This is a genomic window from Rhizobium sp. O111, from assembly GCF_055616315.1.
The window spans coordinates 572,602-592,144 of the sequence record NZ_JBSHXL010000002.1 but is presented as its reverse complement, the minus strand read 5'-3'; the positions used below and the strand labels follow the sequence as shown (position 1 = coordinate 592,144).

At 61.8% G+C, this 19,543-nt stretch carries 19 protein-coding genes and 1 pseudogene; 4 read left to right on the top strand and 16 right to left on the bottom strand.

Annotation, left to right across the window (positions count from 1 at the left end):
* Positions 1-4 precede the first annotated feature (4 nt).
* From ACVTFQ_RS22270 to ACVTFQ_RS22255, 4 genes are read right to left on the bottom strand one after another with little or no spacing between them, the layout of a single operon-like run.
* Entirely contained in the window at positions 5-829 is an 825-nt protein-coding gene (locus ACVTFQ_RS22270) for an ABC transporter ATP-binding protein (RefSeq protein ID WP_113176697.1), read from the bottom strand.
* A complete protein-coding gene (locus ACVTFQ_RS22265; protein WP_470424170.1) occupies positions 826-1,218 on the bottom strand; it encodes an iron chelate uptake ABC transporter family permease subunit in 393 nt (130 codons plus the stop codon). Before ACVTFQ_RS22265 ends, ACVTFQ_RS22270 begins: the two co-directional genes overlap by 4 nt.
* A complete protein-coding gene (locus tag ACVTFQ_RS22260; protein ID WP_470424010.1) occupies positions 1,154-1,882 on the bottom strand; it encodes a FecCD family ABC transporter permease in 729 nt (242 codons plus the stop codon). The genes ACVTFQ_RS22265 and ACVTFQ_RS22260 overlap by 65 nt, the downstream gene beginning before the upstream one ends.
* Positions 1,879-2,574: a FecCD family ABC transporter permease gene (locus ACVTFQ_RS22255; RefSeq protein ID WP_470424009.1), complete on the bottom strand. Its 696-nt coding sequence runs from the start codon at positions 2,572-2,574 to the stop codon at positions 1,879-1,881. Before ACVTFQ_RS22255 ends, ACVTFQ_RS22260 begins: the two co-directional genes overlap by 4 nt.
* On the opposite strand from ACVTFQ_RS22255, the gene ACVTFQ_RS22250 reads away from it, so the two are divergent.
* Positions 2,573-2,743 carry a hypothetical protein gene (locus tag ACVTFQ_RS22250; protein WP_470424008.1) on the top strand — a complete coding sequence of 57 codons (171 nt, stop codon included), beginning with the start codon at positions 2,573-2,575 and terminating at the stop codon, positions 2,741-2,743. The genes ACVTFQ_RS22255 and ACVTFQ_RS22250 overlap by 2 nt on opposite strands.
* Here ACVTFQ_RS22250 and ACVTFQ_RS22245 read toward each other — a convergent pair.
* Positions 2,660-2,941, bottom strand: a pseudogene (locus ACVTFQ_RS22245) (iron chelate uptake ABC transporter family permease subunit); the annotation flags it as partial. The gene ACVTFQ_RS22250 and the pseudogene ACVTFQ_RS22245 overlap by 84 nt on opposite strands.
* A gap of 292 nt (positions 2,942-3,233) precedes the next feature.
* On the opposite strand from ACVTFQ_RS22245, the gene ACVTFQ_RS22240 reads away from it, so the two are divergent.
* The gene (locus ACVTFQ_RS22240; protein ID WP_113176696.1) at positions 3,234-4,676 is read left to right on the top strand and encodes an FAD/NAD(P)-binding protein; all 1,443 of its coding nucleotides are present in this window, start codon (positions 3,234-3,236) and stop codon (positions 4,674-4,676) included.
* A gap of 25 nt (positions 4,677-4,701) precedes the next feature.
* On the opposite strand, the gene ACVTFQ_RS22235 is transcribed toward ACVTFQ_RS22240, so the two are convergent.
* The 5 genes from ACVTFQ_RS22235 to ACVTFQ_RS22215 form a co-directional block, all read right to left on the bottom strand.
* Positions 4,702-5,232: a hypothetical protein gene (locus ACVTFQ_RS22235; RefSeq protein WP_113176695.1), complete on the bottom strand. Its 531-nt coding sequence runs from the start codon at positions 5,230-5,232 to the stop codon at positions 4,702-4,704.
* A gap of 115 nt (positions 5,233-5,347) precedes the next feature.
* The gene (locus ACVTFQ_RS22230; RefSeq protein WP_113176694.1) at positions 5,348-6,364 is read right to left on the bottom strand and encodes a GGDEF domain-containing protein; all 1,017 of its coding nucleotides are present in this window, start codon (positions 6,362-6,364) and stop codon (positions 5,348-5,350) included.
* 179 nt (positions 6,365-6,543) lie between these two features.
* Positions 6,544-6,798 carry a DUF2934 domain-containing protein gene (locus tag ACVTFQ_RS22225; RefSeq protein WP_113176693.1) on the bottom strand — a complete coding sequence of 85 codons (255 nt, stop codon included), beginning with the start codon at positions 6,796-6,798 and terminating at the stop codon, positions 6,544-6,546.
* Positions 6,799-6,940: 142 nt separating this feature from the next.
* Positions 6,941-8,020 (bottom strand): Gfo/Idh/MocA family protein, encoded by a 1,080-nt coding sequence (locus tag ACVTFQ_RS22220; RefSeq protein WP_113176692.1) that lies wholly within the window; start codon positions 8,018-8,020, stop codon positions 6,941-6,943.
* 1 nt (position 8,021) lies between these two features.
* On the bottom strand, positions 8,022-9,053 hold the full coding sequence (locus ACVTFQ_RS22215; RefSeq protein ID WP_113176691.1) for a Gfo/Idh/MocA family protein: 1,032 nt from the start codon (positions 9,051-9,053) through the stop codon (positions 8,022-8,024).
* 518 nt (positions 9,054-9,571) lie between these two features.
* On the opposite strand from ACVTFQ_RS22215, the gene ACVTFQ_RS22210 reads away from it, so the two are divergent.
* A complete protein-coding gene (locus ACVTFQ_RS22210; protein WP_470424007.1) occupies positions 9,572-10,948 on the top strand; it encodes an FRG domain-containing protein in 1,377 nt (458 codons plus the stop codon).
* Between the two features lie 79 nt (positions 10,949-11,027).
* Here the strand turns inward: ACVTFQ_RS22210 and ACVTFQ_RS22205 are convergent, their stop codons facing one another.
* Positions 11,028-13,424, bottom strand: a complete 2,397-nt coding sequence (locus ACVTFQ_RS22205) for an autotransporter domain-containing protein (protein ID WP_162741336.1) — start codon at positions 13,422-13,424, stop codon at positions 11,028-11,030.
* A gap of 360 nt (positions 13,425-13,784) precedes the next feature.
* Between ACVTFQ_RS22205 and ACVTFQ_RS22200 the strand changes: the two genes are divergently transcribed.
* Entirely contained in the window at positions 13,785-14,090 is a 306-nt protein-coding gene (locus ACVTFQ_RS22200) for a hypothetical protein (protein WP_113176689.1), read from the top strand.
* 2 nt (positions 14,091-14,092) lie between these two features.
* Here ACVTFQ_RS22200 and ACVTFQ_RS22195 read toward each other — a convergent pair whose 3' ends face one another.
* The 5 genes from ACVTFQ_RS22195 to ACVTFQ_RS22175 form a co-directional block, all read right to left on the bottom strand.
* Positions 14,093-14,446 carry a DUF2147 domain-containing protein gene (locus ACVTFQ_RS22195; protein WP_470424006.1) on the bottom strand — a complete coding sequence of 118 codons (354 nt, stop codon included), beginning with the start codon at positions 14,444-14,446 and terminating at the stop codon, positions 14,093-14,095.
* Between the two features lie 202 nt (positions 14,447-14,648).
* Entirely contained in the window at positions 14,649-16,652 is a 2,004-nt protein-coding gene (locus ACVTFQ_RS22190; RefSeq protein WP_113176732.1) for an aldo/keto reductase, read from the bottom strand.
* Positions 16,653-16,706: 54 nt separating this feature from the next.
* On the bottom strand, positions 16,707-17,792 hold the full coding sequence (locus ACVTFQ_RS22185) for a sn-glycerol-3-phosphate ABC transporter ATP-binding protein UgpC (RefSeq protein WP_113176688.1): 1,086 nt from the start codon (positions 17,790-17,792) through the stop codon (positions 16,707-16,709).
* Positions 17,793-17,806: 14 nt separating this feature from the next.
* Entirely contained in the window at positions 17,807-18,643 is an 837-nt protein-coding gene (locus tag ACVTFQ_RS22180) for a carbohydrate ABC transporter permease (RefSeq protein ID WP_112435661.1), read from the bottom strand.
* Positions 18,640-19,500, bottom strand: coding sequence for a carbohydrate ABC transporter permease (locus tag ACVTFQ_RS22175; protein ID WP_018901637.1), 861 nt, complete (start codon positions 19,498-19,500; stop codon positions 18,640-18,642). The genes ACVTFQ_RS22180 and ACVTFQ_RS22175 overlap by 4 nt, the downstream gene beginning before the upstream one ends.
* Positions 19,501-19,543 lie beyond the last annotated feature (43 nt).

The window sequence follows — 19,543 nt, the reverse complement described above, 5'->3', positions numbered from 1 at the left end:
TGTCTTATCCTTTCCTTGTGATATCGGAGTTGTCATGCAGTCCCCGCGGCACGACCAGCGGAGTTCCCACAACCGGATCCTTGATGATGACGCTGTCGAGGCCGAACACTTCGCGGACCAGCGCCTCGGTTACGATGTCCCCCGGCCGACCCTCGGCGATGGCGCAGCCTCCGCGCATGGCGATCATGTGGGTGGCATGGCGGCAAGCCTGGTTGAGGTCGTGCAACACGGCGGCGATCGTATAGCCGCGCTCGCGATTGAGCCGCTCAAGAAGAAGCATCAGCTCCATCTGGTGGGCGATATCGAGGAATGTCGTCGGCTCGTCGAGCAGGAGAAGCGGGGTTTCCTGTGCGAGCACCATGGCGATCCATGCGCGCTGGCGCTGGCCGCCGGACAATTCGTTGACGCGACGGCCGGCGAGATCGTTCATGCCGGTGGCTTCGATCGCAGCTGACACCGCCTGTTCGTCGGCCCGGCTCCATTGCCGCAGCAGGTTCTGGTGAGGATAGCGGCCACAGGCGACAAGTTCGGTGACGGTAATCCCATCCGGCGCTACCGAACTTTGCGGCATGAGGCCGACACTGCGGGCAAACTCCTTGGCGGGGATGCTCGAGATGGCGCGGCCGTCGAGCAAAACGGCACCCTGGCCAGGCATCAGCAGGCGCGACAGGGCTTGCAGGAGGGTGGATTTGCCGCAGGCATTCGGTCCGACGATCGCGGTGAACGATCCTGATGGAACTGTAACGGACAGACCTTGAGCAATCACGGACTTGCCATATGCGAGTTCGACGGCCTGCGCCTCGAGACGGGGAGCGGTTTGAGGCTTCACGCGCGACGTGCCTCCTTGATGATCAGCCAGAGAAAGTAGGTGCCCCCGATACACAACGTCACGACGCCGACGGGGAGTTGGGTCGGGGCGAAACTATGCTGCGCGACATAATCGGCGGCCGACAACAACAAGGCACCGGTTGCCATGGATGCGGCAAGCGAGGTGCCCGCCGTGCGGGTGATCGCATGAGCGATCGGCGGCGAGGCCAGCGTAACGAAAGGAATGGGACCGGCAATCGCGGTTACGAGCGCGGTGGCAACGATGGCAATCGCCATCAACGCCAGCCTTGCCTCTTCCACCGGAACACCAAGCGCCTTTGCGCGACTATCGCCCATTTCCATGAGCTTCAACGGTCGCGCTAGAATGAGTGCGAGAACGATCACGGGAATGCCCAGCCACAGGACCAGCGAGAGCTGCTGACCGCTGATCTTGGCAAGAGAGCCCATGCCCCCAGGTGCTCGCGGCCATGGCCGTCGACAGCGAGGACTTGAGCAGGATCCAGTGATTGGCCGACGTCAGCATCGCGCTGACACCGATACCGACGACGATCAGCTGGAAACCCTGGATGCCCTTATGCCAGGTGAGGAGGTAGACGACGAACGCGGTCGCGAGGCCGCCCGCAATGGCGCTCCCTGCAAGCGCAATCCAGCTGCCACCTGCGAAGGTGATCGCCAGGATCGCGCCGGTGTATGCGCCCGCATCGAAGCCGACAACATCGGGGCTTCCAAGCGGATTGCGCGTAATCGACTGGAATACCGCGCCGCCCAACCCCAGCAGCGCGCCAAGGATCGCAGCGCCCGCGGCACGCGGCATGCGCCAGTCCAGGACGACCATGCGCATGCGGCGCTCACCGCCGCCTGTCAGCACATTCAGCACCTCGATTGCCGGCACATGCATCTGGCCACTGACGAGTGCCGCAACCATGACGGCCGCTCCGAGAAGCAAAAGCACCAGGCACGCGATAAGAAGGCGCTTGTCTATCGGCAGAGAGAGCCTGTCGCCGAGCGCGCGAACGACGATACGCCGACGGGTGAAGGCGGGATGCAGGGTCACAGGGCGCTGACCTTTCTTGAACGCACCAGCCAGATGAGCACCGGTGCGCCGACAAAGGCAGTGACGATGCCGACCTGGATTTCGGCGGGCCGCATGCTCAAGCGACCCAGAATATCGGCGCTGAGCAGCACGATCGGAGCGAGCAGCAACGTGTAGGCAAAGATCCAGCGCTGGTCCGTGCCGCCGATCCAGCGCGCGGCATAAGGCACCATCAGACCGATGAAGCCCAGCGGGCCGGCCGCGGCCGTCGCCGCGCCCGTCAGCAGCATGACCGCTATAACCACCATCATGCGCGCTCTGCCGATCCCGGCACCAAGTGAGCGCGCCTGATCGTCACCGAGTGCGACAACGTTGAGGACAGGCGCCGACACCAATGCAAGCACGATCCCGATGACGACGAACGGCGCCGTGACAATCAGATTGTCGTAACCGGTGATCGCCAGCGAGCCGACCTCCCAATTCAGCATGTGATCGAACGTATTTGGGTCGAGAAAGATCAGCGTCGAAGTGAGCCCGCGCAGAATGGAGCCGATCGCGACGCCAGCCAGCGTCAGTCGCAACGGTGTCGCGCCGGCGCGCCCTCCCATGGCGGCGAGATAGACCGAGATCGCCGCAAGGCCGGTGCCGGCGAAAGCAAACCAGATCAGAGACAACGGATGGGTAATCCCGAGAAGGCCGATGGCGACAACCATGGCGAAAGCCGCGCCCGCGTTGATGAATACCGGGATCGGCCAGAGGATTGCGGGTAAGCGCCTGCATGAGCGCGCCGGACAGCGCAAAGGCTATACCCGCCATCACGCCGAGCAAGGTGCGAGGAAGCCTCAGCGACCAGATGGTCTCGCCGTCTATCTGGTTCGCTGACGAGAAGAAGACCGACACGACGTCGGAAACGGGTATGTTCCGCGCGCCGACCGCCAGGGAAACGCAGATGAGGGCAACGAGAACAACAGCAGCAACCAGAAGACCAAGAACGCGACCAGTGCGGATGCCGACCTTGGCGGCTTGTTCCGCGAAAGCGGCATTCACTGGCGGGGTCGCCGCTGGAGGGTTGGCGCTCATGAAAGCTATCGCTAGTCCTTCGTGAGATCGCCTCCCCTCGATCTATTGCTGACAAATTGTGTCAGCTTTTGACCATCTGGCACCGGTCGAGTGAATTCTTTCTTCCGTGAAACCTCCATCAGGAGATCGTGAACGGTGGCAATTTCCCCGGCAATCAGCGGAAGACAAAAATGCCAAGACTTCTGTGGGTTTGCCAAAAATAGCGCTTTGGACGATCACTGATGTTTTGAACTGTTACCTATCCGAACTAGAATCGAACAATCTGGACATCGCGTTTAATCGGCAACCACTCATGCATCACGACAATCTCCCTTCCGACCATCAAGACCTGCAGCTACCGCGCAGGCCGCTTGTCGCCATCATCGGTGGCGGCATTTCGGGCGCGGGTGTTGCCTATCACCTGGCTTTGGCAGGCAGAGACCGGCCGCCGGCCATCACCGTCTTCGAGCCGCGCGCGGAGCTCGGCCGTGGCCTCGCCTATGACACGAACGACCCCGCGCACCGCATCAACGTGCCGGCGGCGAGGATGAGCCTTTTACCGGAGCATCCCGGAGATTTCCTCGAATGGATCGAGCTCAACGATGCCATCGCCGACGACCCCGCCGCACGTCGCGCCGACGGGGCGATCTTTCCGCGCCGTGAGCTGTTCGGGCGATACGTCGCATCGGCATTGCGGCCGCTGGTCGAGACCGGGGCCGTAAGGCACCGGCGGGCAGTCGTCACCGATGTCGAGCGCGACGGCGCCTTCTGGCGGATTGCCGATAGCCAGGGTGGCCAGACCTTCGCCGATTATCTCGTCATCGCGACAAGCCACCCCTCGCCCTCCCCGCCTTCAGCGTTGATGGCGCTCGCCGGTCATCCTAAGTTCGTCGCCGATTCCGCCGTGCCGGGCGCGCTTGATGCCATCGACCCTGATGATCGCCTCCTCGTCGTCGGCAACGGGCTGACAGCCGCCGATGTGGTGGCGTCGCTGGAGATCACGGGACATCGCGGTCCGGTGACGTCGATCTCCCGGCGAGGCTTGAGATCACGAGGCCACCCCGCGGTCGCGCAGGATCCGTTTGGCGCGTTCGAGACGGTGCCGGCCGAGAGCGCCACGCAGCTTTTGCGCCTCGTGCGCCGCACTATCCGCGAGGCCGAGCAAGCGGGGCTAACATGGCATGCGGTGCTGGATCAGGTGCGCGGGAACGGGCACGCGATCTGGCGCGCCCTGCCTGTGTCGGAGCGTCGCCGGATCGTTCGTCACCTTCGCCCCTTCTGGGACGTGCACCGCTTCCGTATCGCGCCGCAAGTGGAAGAGGTGCTCGACCGGGCGGTCGCCAACGGCCGCATGGAGGTGCTGGCCGCCTCCGTTGCCAGCATCAGGCGTGAGGGCGATGACATCGGCGTCGTGCTGCGACGACGCAACGGTGAACGCTTGGAGCGGGTTTACGATGCGATGGTCGTCACCACGGGTCCGGCCCATGGCGGCATCCTGAACAGCCAGCCGTGGCTGGCGAGGCTACACGATCTCGGCCACCTGCAACTGGACCCGACCGGGCTGGGCATCGCCTGTAACCTCTCGTCCGAGGCGCTTGCCGGCGACGGGCGACCGGATCCGACGCTGCTGATCTCCGGGCCCTTGGCGCGCGGCGCGTTCGGCGAGCTGATGGGCCTGCCGCAGATCACCGAACACGCTGTCTTCGTCGCCAGCGAACTTGACAGGAAAGTCGAGAAAGATCTCGAATATGATTGATATCGCTTGATAAACTACATCTCCGCTATCGAGCGGCGTCCTCGGCAAATGCCTCAAGCTCCGGATCGAAATCGACCTCGACGACGTTGTTGAAGACGGCGGTGGCGATCATGATGCCGGCGAAGGCGACGAGATCGACCAGCGTCTTGGCGTCGTAACGCTGTTCCAGTGCAACCCAGATCTCGCTCGGGATGGCATTGGAATCGGCGACGATCGCCTTGCCGAATGCGTCGAGCAGCGCCTCTTCCTCGTTGAGCTCCAGCGCATCCGGATCAAAGCCGTTGTTGATCAGCGCGCGGCGGAAAAAGGTGATGGCGATCTTCGATTTGCAGGCCTTCGAAATCGCGTGGGAGAAGATCCAGATCGGCCGGTCGCTGATCGCGGCCAGCTCGGCGCGCAGCGTGAACCATTCCGCGTAGATGCGATGCGCCTGAGGCGAATGCAGCAGCGTCCGCTTCATGTTGGTCATCCGACCGCGAACCCTGACTTCCTCGTCATGGGCGGAGCGGATTTCTGCGGAAGCCGTGTCGTAATCGATTTGCGGAATGTGGCTCATGTCTTGGTACTCGTTGGATCATGTCGATACCGAGCTGTTAGCCCAAAAGCGCATGCCGTGGAAAGCCGCAAGCAGCCGCGCCTGATCACCCAATCTGGAGAAAGTTGCCCGTGCCCTAAGCAGCGTGGGTCTGCGACGCAAACGACGGATGGGCCACGCTGAAGCGGTTGCGGCCTCCGCTCTTGGCGGCGTAGAGCGCGCCGTCGGCGGCAGCGAAGATGTCCTTCGGCGCAAGATAGCCCGCCGCGAGCGCCACGCCCACCGAGCCGCCGATACCGATATGGCGGCCATCCTCGTCGCAGGATGCGGCAAGCGCGGTGACGATGGAGCTGGCGATGCGGGCCGCCTCGTCGCTCGACCCACAGCGATGGAGCACCGCGAATTCATCACCACCGATGCGCGCCACAAGCTCGGCGCCGCCGAGCACGGACCGCAGGCAATTGGCCGCCACGCGCAGGCATTGGTCGCCGGCCTGATGGCCGAGACGGTCGTTGACCTGCTTGAAACCGTCGAGATCGATGAGGAACAGCGCCACGCTCTGCCTGGAGGCCTCGGTCGCGCACAACCTCTCGAATGTGGATTGGAACTGAAAGCGGTTCGGCAGATTGGTCAGGAGGTCGAATTCGGCGAGATAGCGGATCTCGTCGAAGAGCTTCTTTTCGGCGGTGATATCCTGCTTCATTCCGAAGATGCGGACCGGCTGGTCGCCCTCGCATTCGACGGTGGCGGTGATGCGGATCCAGCGGGGGTTGCCCTTGGCCGTGATGATCTCGGCGTCGAGGCTGAAGCCGGATCGCTCCTTGATGGCCCGGTCGCGCAGCATGGTCAGCTCGATGCGCGACCGCTCGGTATAGAGCTTGACTGTTTCGTCGCGGCTAAGTGGGTGGCCGATCGGCAAATCGAACAGCTCGTAGACCATGTCGGTCCAAGCCAGCGTCTCGTCCGGGAGATTGCATTCCCACACGCCGATGCGGGCGGCGCGCGACGAGTGATCGAACAGCTTCTTCAGGTGGACGAGTTCGGCGGATGTATCGGTGGAGATCGCATGGGCGCTGATCTCGCGGCGATCAGGACGAGCGGATAGGCGTCCCGTAAGCCTTGACCTGACTTCGCGTACTATCGATGAAAACATTCGCCGCCTCTGCCATGCAAGAAGGCGATCATGCCTTCGACTTCGCATATTCTTCAGCAAAGGTTGACGTTGTACTCCAGCGATCGTTTTCCCACAAAATTATAATGGAAACAGATGATCGTGCCTAAGGAAGCGTTAACGCGCGGCTTAGTCGAATGACGACTTCGTGCCGAGGCGGGTCATCTTTCTGAACGGCGCGAGGAAGCTGATTTTCCTGACGCCTCGGCTCGATCGTAGCGGTCCGCTTCGCGCATGATCCGGCCCATTGTCTTCAAGCGCTCGATCAAGTCGCTGCCATCAGCGGAGGCGCGCGTCCGTTCCAGCAACTGATACTCGCGGACCGCCTGTTGCCAATGCTCGCCGCCGCGCCCATCAGGCCGGCCTTCCGCGTCCCACAGGGCATAGGCACGCTGGTCGTCTTTACTCAAAAACATGAAATACCTCGAACAACGGATTATGAAAATCAATGGAAACGAGGCTGACAAATGGAGCTTAGCAAGTCGCTACTTCGGCACGACTTTCATCGTCCCCGTCTCAATATTATCGGTTAAGCTTGGTCTCGATCATCTCTCCTTGCTAACGGGCGTCTTCCGGCAGCCAGGAGCGGTAGAGCGGGTGGTCGGGAAGGATCGGCAGGGATGTCGGAAGCCCGGTGCGTTGCGAGTGGTAGGCGGCGGTGACCAGTTCCAGAGAATTGCGCGCGTCGGCGAGCGTCACCGGCGGCTCCTCGTTGCGGACCAGAGCCTGATGGAAGAGCTCGAACTGGCGTGTATAGCCGTCCTCCTTGGCCTCGTAGCGGGCGAGCGCCGCGTCCACCTTCCGCTGGTGCTCCTCGTTGCCCGCCTTGAAGGTCCAGGGATCGCGGCCCATCGTGTAGGGCTCGATGATGCTTTCCGCCACCAGGTCGCGGAAGCAGAAGCGCAGGCGCGAGATCTCCTCGCGCGAGCCGAGCGTCATCGACAGGCTGGCAAGCGATCCGTTCTTCATCTTCACCGACAATGCCGCCGTATCCTCGACCTCGATCGGATTGACCAATGTGGCGCCGAAGGAGAAGAGCTCGGCGCAGGGGCCGTGGATGTAGTTCAGCATGTCATGGGCATGGATGGCGTGGCCGAGCAGACCGCCGCCGAGCTCGGTCGCCCATTTGCCGCGCCAGGGCACCGCGTAATAATTGGGCCCGCGCCACCAATGGGTCTCGATCGTCGTCAGGAATGCTTCGCCGGTCAGCCCGAGCTCGATCAGCATCTTCAGCTTCTGAAGGCCGGAGCCATAGCGATACTGGAAGATCGGCATCAGCTTCGGGCCGTTCGCCTTGGCGACGATGCCGGCCATCTCGTCCACTTCGGCGATCGAGCCGAACAGCGGCTTTTCGCAGATCACATGCTTGCCCGCCTCGATCGCCCTGCGGCAGAGATCGAAATGGGAGCTTGGCGGCGTGCAGATGTCGATGATGTCGAGATCGGCGCGGGCGATCATCGCATCGGCATCCTGTGTGTACTCTGGGATGCCGAACTCCTCGCACAGCGCCTTGCCGCGATCGGCATCGAGCGAGCACAGAACCACGACCTCGAACAGCTCCTTGTTCCAGCCGAAGCCGGACAAATGGCGCGCGGCGATGCCGGCGCCGATCACGCCGACGCGACACTTCCTGCTCATCTCAGCGTCCTCCGACCGGAGCTTGACCTTGGCCGATCCTCACCGCATTTGCCTGCGCCTCGAGCGACAGGCGGCAGACCTCGTAGACATGCGCCTGCGGCATCGCCGTCTCCGTGCGGTCGCGAACGTCGGCCAGGAACGCCTCGAAATAATCGAGCTTCTCGTCGCTGCAATCGATGTGGGTCATCTCCTTGCCGTTGACGAGGAAGAGGTGATCCTTGCCGGGACGGCCGGTGATGTCGATATACTTGCGCAGCTCGATATAGCCTTCGGTCCCGAGAATCGTCAGACGACCGTCGCCCCATGTCGGCAAGGCCTCGGGCGTGAACCAATCGACGCGGATGTAGCCGGAGCCCTTGTCGGAGCGCAGAAGCACCTCGCCAAAATCCTGGAAAGCCGGTCGGTCGGGCATGCCAAAATTGCCGACCGAGCTTGCGGCGACCGTGGCCGATGTCGAGCCGGTGTAGAACAGAAACTGGTCGACCTGATGCGAGGCGATATCGACGATGATGCCGCCGAATTTCTCCGGGTCGAAGAACCAATCGGGCCGCGTCGGCAGCTGCAGCCGGTGTGGTCCCATGCCGAGCGTCTGGATGACCGTGCCGATGGCGCCCGCTTCGACAAGCTTGCCGGCCTTGACGGCGGATCGCACGCAGTGGCGTTCGGAAAAGCAGATCGAGAAGATGCGCCCCGTCTCGGCCACCGTGTCCTTCACCGCCTGCAACTGCGCCGATGTCGTCACGCCGGGCTTGTCCGTCATCACGTCCTTGCCTGATTTCATGGCGCGGATGGCGAGATCGGCGCGGTCCGCAGGGATGGCCGCGATGCAGATCACGTCAATCGAGGGATCGGCGAGCAACTGATCCCGGTCGATCTGCGGCGCATCGGGATAGGTCTTTTCGAACATCTCGCGAATGGCGGGAACGGATGTCTTCGGGCAGTAGCCGACGAATTCGGCGCCGGCGGCGAGCAACCCCTTCACGTGATCGAAGGTATGCCCATGGTCGATCCCGACAACGGCAAATCTCAACATAGAAACGAGTCCTCCTCACTTGCGGTGTGAAGCCCAAGTCTATCAGGCCTCACCGCACTCCTCGTGACAAGACAGACAGCGAAAGCGATAGGCTGTCAAGATCGGACGACCCGACTGGATCGCTCGAATTCAGAATATCTGATTGTTTTTAAATCATGATATTTTGTATCTAAATAGTTATTTACTGACTCAATTGCCGCATTAGATGCTTTAGTCCAACGCCGGTTGACGACAGCTAGCCGCCCGCCGCCCAAAGGATAAGAGCGCGTGCATTCAAAATTGCTTGCAATTTATGCTATGCCTGCCAACGTCAACAGAACGACTGCATTACGAGAAGCAGGCCCTCCCCAATCTCGAGCGGAGAGATACCGGCGATTGTGGGCGCGGCGATTTGGCATTGGGCCCTCAACCCATGGGGCCTGTTGGTTGCGAGATAATGGTCGTTCTCCTCATGCTGCCTATAGTGCCCACGTATCCGATGTTATCGGTCGACGACCGCCCCGAAAGGAATTGACGCCTTGTTCAACCTCATAATGTTGTACGACGGGTCTGACTGGCAGGTGCCGCTCAATGCGATCCGCACGGCAACCTTTCCCCTGGCGCGCCTGTTTGAGTATACGATTCCCGACATAGAGGGGCAGTTCACACCCGTGGTCCCTTCCTCGTTGGCGCGCCTCGCGGGTCTCCCAACGGTATTCATGACCGAACTTCAGTCGGACCGACAGAAGCCGGGCGGAACAGTTTGGGTAAAGATCGGTCGGGTTTTCGCCTTGTCCATCGAGAGCACCGAGATCCGGTATTCCTTCGTGGTTGAGCGTGATTTCGGTCCTCGGACAGTTCCCGATCTCAAGCCGTTCGAGAACGCCTTCGGTATGGGAAAGCTCGAGATCCATCGAAGCCATTGGGCAGTCAAGAGCCATGATGTTGTCGGCGCGCTGCGGGCAGCTGATCTTCTCAATCAAAATGAAGATTGGCCTGCACCGGCGCCGAGCCTCGCAGTGCATTTGAACCCAGCTCCACCGTTGCCAGTGGAGCCAAGGCCAGCATCCACCGTTGTCGAGAACCTTGAACAGTTCATGCAGGTCGTGATGACGTTGCAGGTGCCTCCTGATCACGAAGTTTTCTATCGGGGCCACTCGGAATCACGCTACAAGCTCGAACCATCCCTCTATCGGAAGACGGCCTCGGGCGAGTATAAATATCTTCAGAACGAAGCGCGCATGATACTGGAACTCTTGAGCGCCCAGTCCTCTGCGTTCAGCAGTGACGCGTATATGCTGGATCGACTTGTCCGTATGCAGCATTTTGGACTGCCAACACGACTGCTCGACGTGACGTCGAATCCGCTCGTGGGGCTCTATTTTTGCTGCTCCACGGCCAAATTCGACCAATCCAATCACGAAATCGACGGCGAGGTCATCATCCTAACGACGCCAAAGGAGCAAGTTCGCTTCTTCGAGTCCGACACTGTTAGCTGCATCGCAAACCTCGCGATGCTCGAGGAGCAGGCGAAAGATCGCTTGGACACCGGCCGGTCCCTCGAGGCGTTCAACCGACTACCTGAGTGCGGGAGGCTGCTGCACTTCATCAGACGTGAGAAGCCGTATTTCGAGGCCCGCATAGTGCCAAGCGATCTGGAGAGCATTCAATTCGTTCGCGCCCGAAGCACACATGAGCGCATCATGTCACAATCGGGCGCCTTTCTCATCTTTGGTAAAGACGCTGTCCTTCCTGAGACCGGGCACAGCGGGCTTAACATCAGGCGCGTCACGGTGAGAAACAAGCAGTCGATCCTTGAGCAGTTGGCCAAGCTAAACATCAAGTCCAGCACAATCTACCCTGGCCTCGAAAAGACCACTGCTGAGATCGCGAAGCAATACGAGCTCCTCGGATAAACCATCCGACCAGCGTCGGAGGGTCGGCTATGTCGATGATCTTTGAGAGAGGGCATGCGGGAGCGGAACTCTCAGATTATCAGAACGTCACCATCAGCCGTGCATTCACACCCTGATCGACAGCATCCCGCGACAAGGCCGCATTGTATGACAGGCCAAGTCTCGTATTGTCCGAAACCAGCGCATCAAAGCCGAGCTCGATGAGCGCTGCATTCCTGGTTGCTGTGAGCCCGGTCACGCCGAAGGACGAGCCGCCGGAAAAGGCCACGACCTCGACCGGCGCGAGGTCGCCGAACGCATAGCGCCAGCCGATCATTCCTCTGGCTTCGACGGTGACGTCCTCGATGGAAAAGGCGGACATCGTTCGCAGCCCCAAGGTGGTGAGCCCGACATTGTCGTTGCCATCATCCACCTCCAGCGCTGCATCCCCGCCGGTTTCAGTGAAGCCATTGGAGCGCACGTTGACATAGGCGGCGCCGGCGAATGGTTCCAGCGTTGCCTGGCCGAGGTCTATCGCGTATACGGCCTCGCCGAAGATCTGGGCGGTGGCCGCCGAATAATCGGCGGAGAGCCTTTCGTTGAACCCGGGGAAGACGACGTTGCGGGTCGTATCGAGGTCGTGCCAGGTGTAGGCAACGCCGCCTCTAACCCTGACCTGGCCGAAGTCCGCTCCGGCGTAGGCCGCGATGTACCAGTCGTCGCTGTTGGCGCGGGTGCCGCGACCATAATCGTCGAAAGCAGATCGGCTGTAGCCGCCGGCGAGGCCGATCCTGACGGTATCGCTCATTTCACCGTCACCGCCGAGGAAGAAGCCGCCGATGGAGCGGTCAAGAGCGGATGCTTCCGAGGTTGCGTCGCGGGTGGCCCATGAGCCCACGCCTTGAAGCCAGAAGCCGTTTGTGGGCTCCTCGCTCCGCGCCGTTCCATAGAGACGGTCGTTGAGCGTGTCCCTGATGAAGCGGCTGTCGTCGATCATCGAGGAGCGGATGGATGCGTAGCTCTGGCCGGAGAGCTGGTCGAGGGCCGTGTCGATGGCTATCGTTGAGACCTGCCCCACGATGGCGTCGAAAACGGGATTGCCCGAGCCCAGTGACTGCACGCCGGTTCCCGTCCCGATCCGCGCGAAGCTTCGCGCCGCGATCGCGGATGTGATGGGCTGGCCGTTATAGGTTACGTCGAGATAGCCGCTGGAGGCATCGTAGGCGAAAGCCAGATCGGCCAGCGGCAGCTGCTGCGGCGTGTTGGCGAAGAGACCGCTGACGCCGCCGGTGGCCGTGATCAGCGTATAGCGGGCCGGACGAAAGAACGAGCCGACGAGATCAAGGGACGAGCCGCCGATCGTGGCCACGCCCGTGACATCGAGAAGATCGCTAGTCCCCACAAGGCCTGCATAGCCGATGTCCGCGCGATATGTCGAGCCGGGCGCCAGCAGCAGATTGCCCGCGATGGAGAGCACGCCGATCTCGTGACCGGTGCTGCCGGGCGAGATGAAGCCACCCGCGTTTACCGTCGTCGACGGCAAGGTGCTGTCATAGCCGGCGATCGTGCCGCTGGAATTGACCGTCAGCGAGCTGGAACTCGACAGGTCCATGCCGTTGATGGCGAGGGTACCGCCATTGACGATTGTCGCGCCGGTGTAGGCCGCCGTTCCCGAAAAGATCTGTGTCCCGGCGCCGGTCTTGACGATACCAAGCGGACCGGCGGAGAAGCTGCCCATAAACGCGACTTGCCGCCACGCCGCCGTATCGATGGTCAGCGTCGCCGCACCGCCCGACGTTCCAACGTCTCCGGCGCCCGCGAGCGAGCCGATCGTCGCCACATGTCCCACGAGGTCAAGGCTTCCGTTGACGACAAAGCCGCTCGTTGGAGACAGCACATTGTCCGCACCCGCCTGCAAGGTGGCGGCGGATTTGATCGTCGTATCTCCGCTGTAGCTGTTCGTTCCGCCAAGGGTAAGGACGCCGCTTTGCAGCGTCAGCGCGCCGCTGCCCCTGATCGCGCCCGATATGTTCGTGTTGCTTGCGCCGACGGCCAACTCGCCGTCTGAAATCAGGATGCCGCCAAGCAGCGTCGCGCCGGTCGAAAATCCGAGAAAGGTCGAGCCGCCGGTCTGCAAGCCGTCCGCGCGCGTGGCGCCATCACCGCTCAAGCCGCCACTGATCGCACCACCGTTGATGATCGACAGGTCCCGGCCGATAATGCCGGCCCCACCGGCGCCCGCCGCTCCTGCCGTGCCAAAGAGGCCGCCCGACCCACCGGCGCCGCCAGCGCCGCCGGTGATCGTCGCGCCTGTGCCGATCGTGATCGCGGTCGGGACAGTTGCGAGGAACCCAGGGCCGCCCGCACCGCCGGCGCCGCCGGTGGATCCCGGCGAGCCTGAAGCCGCACCACCCGCGCCCCCTGCCCCACCCGAAATCGTGGTGCCCGGCGCAACGTCGTACGGGACGCGCTCTTGTGCCCGCGAATGGACCGGCACAGCGAAGGCGGCGGTGCAGAGCAGGAGTGCCAGCGGAATTTGGAAGCAACGGAGGGCATTCGCCCCGGCGATATGCTCGCCTTGGCCAGTCTTGCGATGACGGTATAGGCGCCAACGATTGATAATGGACTTGTCCCCTCTGCCCAGAATCACAACGTAAAAAAGTATTTGCTAATTGTCTAATGGATATAGACAGAAATCTCGATTCGGGAATGCCAATTTATTCTGATGGTAAATTTCGATGGCCGGCGCGCCGGGCCATCACAGAAGATTTCATGCGGCCGGCGCGGGCCGACCGACAAATTGCGCTTGGCACGAGATATGCATCGTCATCTTCGGGTTCTTTGCTTGGAGGGACGAATGACGGCTTTGGTCACTGACATCGTGAGTGCCACCGGACAGCTTGAAACCGCCATCCTGAACGCGATGATTGCGTCGCCGGATATACGGATCGGTTCCAAATCCATGAAAACGAAAGCAAAACTGCTTCCGCACGTGCTTGTGCAGCAATATCCTGAACTGTCCGAGATCGAATGCGAGCTGCGCGGGCTGTTCGAGACATGCTCAAAGGCGATTGACCGGAATTCGATCAATCCCGTGGTTGCAAAAGCGGCAATCTCGCTCGCCCACGAATATCAGGCCGTCATCGAGGGGCTGCGCCGCTAATTTTAGAGGCGCGTCCAGATCAGCGAGCGGCAGATGACTTTCATCGTGCAGCCGCGCATTTTCACGGTGTCGCCGGAGACGGTCAGCACGCCATCGAACGTCTTCTTGCTGTCGGGCTCGATGATCGTTCCGGTGAAATTGCCGTTCTCGCCGGCAAACGAGCCGATCTTCTGGCCGGCATGATCGCCTGTTTTCATGGTGATGCAATAGCCGTTGCCGCATTCCGAAATCGTCGCCGTCGTTCCGACCTGCGTCTTCCACACACCGACCACCGGCTCCTGCGCCAACGCGATCGGCGTCAACGCCAGCTGCGTCACGAGCGCCAGGGGCGCTGCGATTGAAAAGAGCGGTTTCATGGGATGCTCCTATATCTTTCATGCCTAAGCGCGGTGTCGCCAAGCGGCCGATCGCGCGAAATTGCGCTCATCCGAGCGCTGCTCCAACCCTTCGTCGGAGCGCTGAGACCGATATAGGTCGAATGGCGGCGAACGCCAGAAAAAAAGCGGGAATCCGGAGCCCGAATTCCCGCTTTCTCACATCATCCTGAAAGACGATGGATTATGCCTCGAGCCACTTCACCTGCTCGGGTGTCAGCTTGATATCGAGCGCCGAAAGGCTGTCTTCCAGCTCGGCGATCGTGCGCGGTCCGATCAGCGGAATGACCGGGAACGGCTGCGCGATGACGTAGGCGAGCGCGATGTGGATCGGGCTGCGGCCAAGCTTGTTGGCCAGCTCGATCGCGCGGTCGCGGCGAACGAAGTTGCGGTCGGAATACCAGCAACGAACGATTTCCTCGTCGTCGTGCTTGTCGCGGCCGGCGCGGTCGGTGAAGAAGCCGCGGCCCTGGCTGGACCACGCGAAGTTCGGCACCTGCCGCTCATTGAGCCACGTCTTCCATTCGTCGGTCGATGACGTCACGCAACCGGCCCAGATCGGGTCGAGCATTTCAGCCAGCGAATAGTTGTTCGACAGCGCTGCCAGCGCCAGCTTGCCGTTCTTCGCGGCATAGGCGGCCGCCTCGTCCATGCGCTCGCGGGTCCAGTTGGAGCCGCCGAAGATGCCCCGGATGCGGCCGCGCTTCACCTCTGCGTCCATGGCATCGACGAACTCGCCAACAGGCACATCGGTGTTGTCGCGGTGCATGAAGTAGATGTCGACATAGTCGGCCTTCAGGCGGTTGAGCGACTGGTCGAGCTGCTTGGCGATGACATCGGGGTAGACCAGCGGCGAATGCGCGCCCTTGCCGATCAGCACGATCTCCTCGCGGTTGACATTGCGGCTGGTGTGCCAGTCGCCGAAGATGCTCTCCGTCTTGCCACCGCCATAGACAAAGGCGGTGTCGAAGACATTGCCGCCGGCTTCATAGAAGGCATCGAGCGTCAGGGAGGCGGCGGCGAAGTTCGGGAAGAACTCGAAGCCGAGCGTGACGACCGAGGCGGGCTTGGAAATGCCGGGGATGGCGCGCTTGGGAATGCTGTTGCCAAGCGTGACCTTTCCGCCTGCAAGATTGGTCACCCGCTTTGCCGCCTTCTCTACGCTGTATTCCAGGCCGATCGACGCGCGCCACTGGTCGAGCACGCGCAGATTGCCGACGGAATCGGCCGAGCCCATGCCGGGAGAGGTGAACTCCTGCTGGCCCGCACGGATGGCATCGCCTGCCGCATCGACTTCGAACGAATAGAGCCAACGATCTTCCTTGACCTCAATCGTCTGCTGCTCGTTGCCCTTGAAGAGCTCGATCTTGCCAACGCCGCCCTTATGGCCGGAGGCGAACCAGAAGTCCTTGACCTCGATGCGGCCTTCCGAGCCGATGATGCGCAGCGTGTTGTCCTGGTTGGCCATGATCGAGCACGACACTTCGGCGATGACGCCGCCCGGGAACTGCAGCACGGCGGACGCCCACTCGTCGACGCCAGACTGGCCGAGATGGCCGACGCCCGCGACCTTTTCCGGCTCGAGGAACGGCTTGCCTTCGGCAGCCCCAGCGATCAGCCGCGCCATGGAAACAGGATAGCCGCCAACATCGAGAATGCCGCCGCCGGCGGTCTCGTTCGCGAAGAGGCGATGTTCGGGCCGGAACGTGCCCATGTTGAAGCCGAAGCTGGTGCGGATGATGCGCAGCGCGCCGATGGCGCCGGACTTTACCAGCTCGACGATCTTGGCCGTCTGCGGATGGACGCGATACATGAAGGCCTCGCCCGCGAACACGCCGGCCTTCTTGGCCTCATGATAGATGGCGTCGGCGTCGTAGGCCGTCAGCGCGATCGGCTTTTCGACCAGCACGTGCTTGCCTGCCCGGATCGCCTTGATCGCCCATTCGGCGTGGCCGGTGTGCGGCACGGCGATGTAGACGGCGTCGATCTCGCTGTCGCCAAGCAGCGCCTCATAGCCCTTGACGATGCGGGCGCCAGGGAAGTTTTCAGCGAGGCCCGGCTTTTCCGGGTTGCGGGTAGCGATGGCGACGAGCTTGCCGGTGCGCGAATGCGCGATGCCATCGGCGAAGGTACGCGCAATGGTGCCCGGGCCGATGATACCCCAGCGGATCGGTTGATCTGAGCTCATGGGAAAGTCCTCTTCTTTCATGTCAGTCAGTTGCAAGTCTTGGGATGGAATTGTTTAGCGCAGGCGTTTGCCAGCGCTGTCGAACAGGAAGACGCGTTTTGCGGTGAGCCCGACCGTCAGCGTGTCGCGCTCGGCGGCGGTGCGGGATTCCGGGCGCTCGATGATCATCTGCTCGCCGCCCTTCGTGGTGGCGTAGATGTAGCTGGTGTTGCCGAGGTGTTCGGCGACGTCGATGGAGACGGTGAGATCCGTGTCCCCCTGCCCGGCATCGCTGAAATGCTCCGGCCGGATGCCAACGGTGACGTCAGCCCCCTTCTCGACCGCCGAGGTGATCGGCAGCGTCAGACGCACGTTCGGCTCGCCGGCGATGGCGACGGTGACCGTTCCGCCACCCGTCTCCACCACCTTGGCCTTCAGGAAGTTCATCTTCGGTGAGCCGACGAAGCCGGCGACGAACTGGTTGGCGGGATCGTCGTAGAGATCGAGCGGCGCGCCCACCTGTTCGATGTTGCCGGACCGGAGCACGACGATCTTGTCGGCGAGCGTCATCGCCTCCGTCTGGTCGTGGGTGACGTAGATCATCGTGGTGCCAAGCTGCTTGTGCAGCCGCGAGATCTCGACGCGCATCTGCACGCGCAGCTCCGCATCGAGGTTGGACAGCGGCTCGTCGAACAGGAAGACTTGCGGCTCACGCACGATGGCGCGGCCGATCGCCACGCGCTGGCGCTGGCCGCCGGAGAGCTGCTTTGGCCGCCGCTGCATCAGCTCGTTGATCTGCAGGATGTTGGCCGCGTGCTTCACGCGCTTTTCGGTATCCGCCTTGGGATTGCCGTTCATGCGCAGGCCGAAGCTCAGATTCTCCTCGACCGTCATGTGCGGATAGAGCGCATAGGACTGGAAGACCATAGCGATGCCGCGGTCGGCAGGCTCGACGTCGTTGACGACCTTGCCGCCGATGTTGATCTCGCCGCCGGAGATATCCTCCAGCCCGGCGATCATGCGCAGCAGCGTGGACTTGCCGCAGCCCGACGGACCGACGAAGACGACGAACTCGCCATCCTTCACGTCGAGATCGGCGCCATGGATGATCTCGAGCGCGCCGAAGCGCTTGACCACGTTTTTCAAAGAAAGTTCAGACATCAGGCGTTCCCCGACTATTTGACTGCGCCGGCCGAAATGCCGGCGATGAAGTGACGTTGCAGGAACACGAAGACCACGAGGATCGGCGCGGTGAGCAGCATGGCGCCGGCCATGATGCCGCCCCATGAAACCTTGGTGAGACCGATCAGCGATCCGAGCGCCACCGGCGCGGTCATCATTCCAGGCTTGGAATTGATGAGCAGCGGCCAGAGGTAGTTGTTCCACGACGCCAGGAAGAGGATGATTGCGAGCGCCGCCATCGTCGGGCGTGCCAGCGGTAATGCGATGCGCAGGAAAATCTGCCGCTCCTTGACGCCTTCGACACGCGCGGCATCGAAGAGTTCAGCCGGCATCATCGAGAAGGCCTGGCGCATGAACAACACGCCGAGCGAGTTGAACAGCGGCGGGACGATCAGCGCCACCCATGTGTTGGCGAGCTTGAACTCGCGCGCCACCATGATGAACTGCGGGATGACCACGACGGCGAAGGGCAGCGTGATGGTGCCGAGAATGATGGCGACGACCATCGACTTTCCGACGAAGCGGTAGCGCGCCAGCGCCCAGCCGGCCATCGACGTCAGCAAGACCGACAGGAAGGTATAGACCGAGGCGACCACTACCGAGATGAACATGGCACGGACGAAGTCTGTATCGGCCTGCAGGTTCTTGAAGTTCTCGATGAAGTTCGTCGACGGCCAGAGCACGATGTCGGGGCTGAAGATGCCGTAGTCGGGCATGGTCGAAAAGACGAACATCATCCAGATCGGAAACAGCCAGACGATGGCAAGCGGCGTCAGCACGACATGCAGCAGCACGGTCTGCAGCATCTTGGATTGGGACTTGGACTTCATTTCTGTTCCCTCCCGACCCAGAGATTGAGCAGCGAGATGGTGATGGCGAGGATGGCCATGGTGTAGGCGATCGCAGAGGCGTAGCCGAAGTTCAGCGAGAGGAAGCCCTGGCGATAGAGTAGCAGGCCGAGCGTCTCGGTGCCGCCGCCGGGACCACCGCGATTGGTGATCAGGAAGGGTTCGGCGAAGAGCTGCATCGTGCCGATGACCGACAGGATGACGCAGAACAGGATGATCGGCTTCAAGAGCGGCAGGGTGATGTGGATGAACTGCTTGGTCTTCGACACCTTGTCGAGCGTCGCCGCCTCATAGACATCGTCGGGGATCGATTGCAGGCCCGCGAGCAGGATGATGGCGTTGTAGCCCGCCCAGCGCCAGGTGACGGCGATGATGACGAGCGCCATCGCGGCATTGGCATTGTCGAACCAGGAAACGGGAGACAGGCCGACCGAGGTGATCAGCTTGTTGACGATGCCGAAATCGATGCTGAACATCAGCCGGAAGACGGCGGCATAGGCCACCTCGCCGACGACCACGGGCGCGAAGAACGCAAAGCGATAGAGCGGGCGCGCCTTCAGGAGCGGCGAGTTCAAAAGCACTGCCATCAGCGTCGCAAGCGCGATCATGACGGGCACTTGGATCACCAGGATGATCAGCGTGTTGTAGAGCGCATTATAGAAGGCGGGATCGCCGATCAGGCGTCCCCAATTGACGGAAGCGCTGAATTTCCAGGGATTTACGCGCGTGTTCTGAAACGAGATCAGAAACGAACTGATGATGGGCCACAGCCAGAAAGTGGCGAAGACGAGCAGATAGGGCGCAAGAAAAAAATATGCGCTCCGGTTCCGGATCGGCATTTCATTCTCCTCAAAGTCGAAGCGAGAGATGGAAGCCGGGCAC

Bases quoted from the DNA above. Each gene is read 5' to 3' on its own strand.
- ACVTFQ_RS22250 (WP_470424008.1), top strand. From the start codon at position 2,573: ATGGCGAAAGCCGCGCCCGCGTTGATGAATACCGGGATCGGCCAGAGG.
- ACVTFQ_RS22255 (WP_470424009.1), bottom strand. From the start codon at position 2,574: ATGGTTGTCGCCATCGGCCTTCTCGGGATTACCCATCCGTTGTCTCTG.
- ACVTFQ_RS22240 (WP_113176696.1), top strand. From the start codon at position 3,234: ATGCATCACGACAATCTCCCTTCCGACCATCAAGACCTGCAGCTACCG.
- ACVTFQ_RS22235 (WP_113176695.1), bottom strand. From the start codon at position 5,232: ATGAGCCACATTCCGCAAATCGATTACGACACGGCTTCCGCAGAAATC.
- ACVTFQ_RS22230 (WP_113176694.1), bottom strand. From the start codon at position 6,364: ATGTTTTCATCGATAGTACGCGAAGTCAGGTCAAGGCTTACGGGACGC.
- ACVTFQ_RS22225 (WP_113176693.1), bottom strand. From the start codon at position 6,798: ATGTTTTTGAGTAAAGACGACCAGCGTGCCTATGCCCTGTGGGACGCG.
- ACVTFQ_RS22220 (WP_113176692.1), bottom strand. From the start codon at position 8,020: ATGAGCAGGAAGTGTCGCGTCGGCGTGATCGGCGCCGGCATCGCCGCG.
- ACVTFQ_RS22215 (WP_113176691.1), bottom strand. From the start codon at position 9,053: ATGTTGAGATTTGCCGTTGTCGGGATCGACCATGGGCATACCTTCGAT.
- ACVTFQ_RS22200 (WP_113176689.1), top strand. From the start codon at position 13,785: ATGACGGCTTTGGTCACTGACATCGTGAGTGCCACCGGACAGCTTGAA.
- ACVTFQ_RS22195 (WP_470424006.1), bottom strand. From the start codon at position 14,446: ATGAAACCGCTCTTTTCAATCGCAGCGCCCCTGGCGCTCGTGACGCAG.
- ACVTFQ_RS22190 (WP_113176732.1), bottom strand. From the start codon at position 16,652: ATGAGCTCAGATCAACCGATCCGCTGGGGTATCATCGGCCCGGGCACC.
- ACVTFQ_RS22185 (WP_113176688.1), bottom strand. From the start codon at position 17,792: ATGTCTGAACTTTCTTTGAAAAACGTGGTCAAGCGCTTCGGCGCGCTC.
- ACVTFQ_RS22180 (WP_112435661.1), bottom strand. From the start codon at position 18,643: ATGAAGTCCAAGTCCCAATCCAAGATGCTGCAGACCGTGCTGCTGCAT.
- ACVTFQ_RS22175 (WP_018901637.1), bottom strand. From the start codon at position 19,500: ATGCCGATCCGGAACCGGAGCGCATATTTTTTTCTTGCGCCCTATCTG.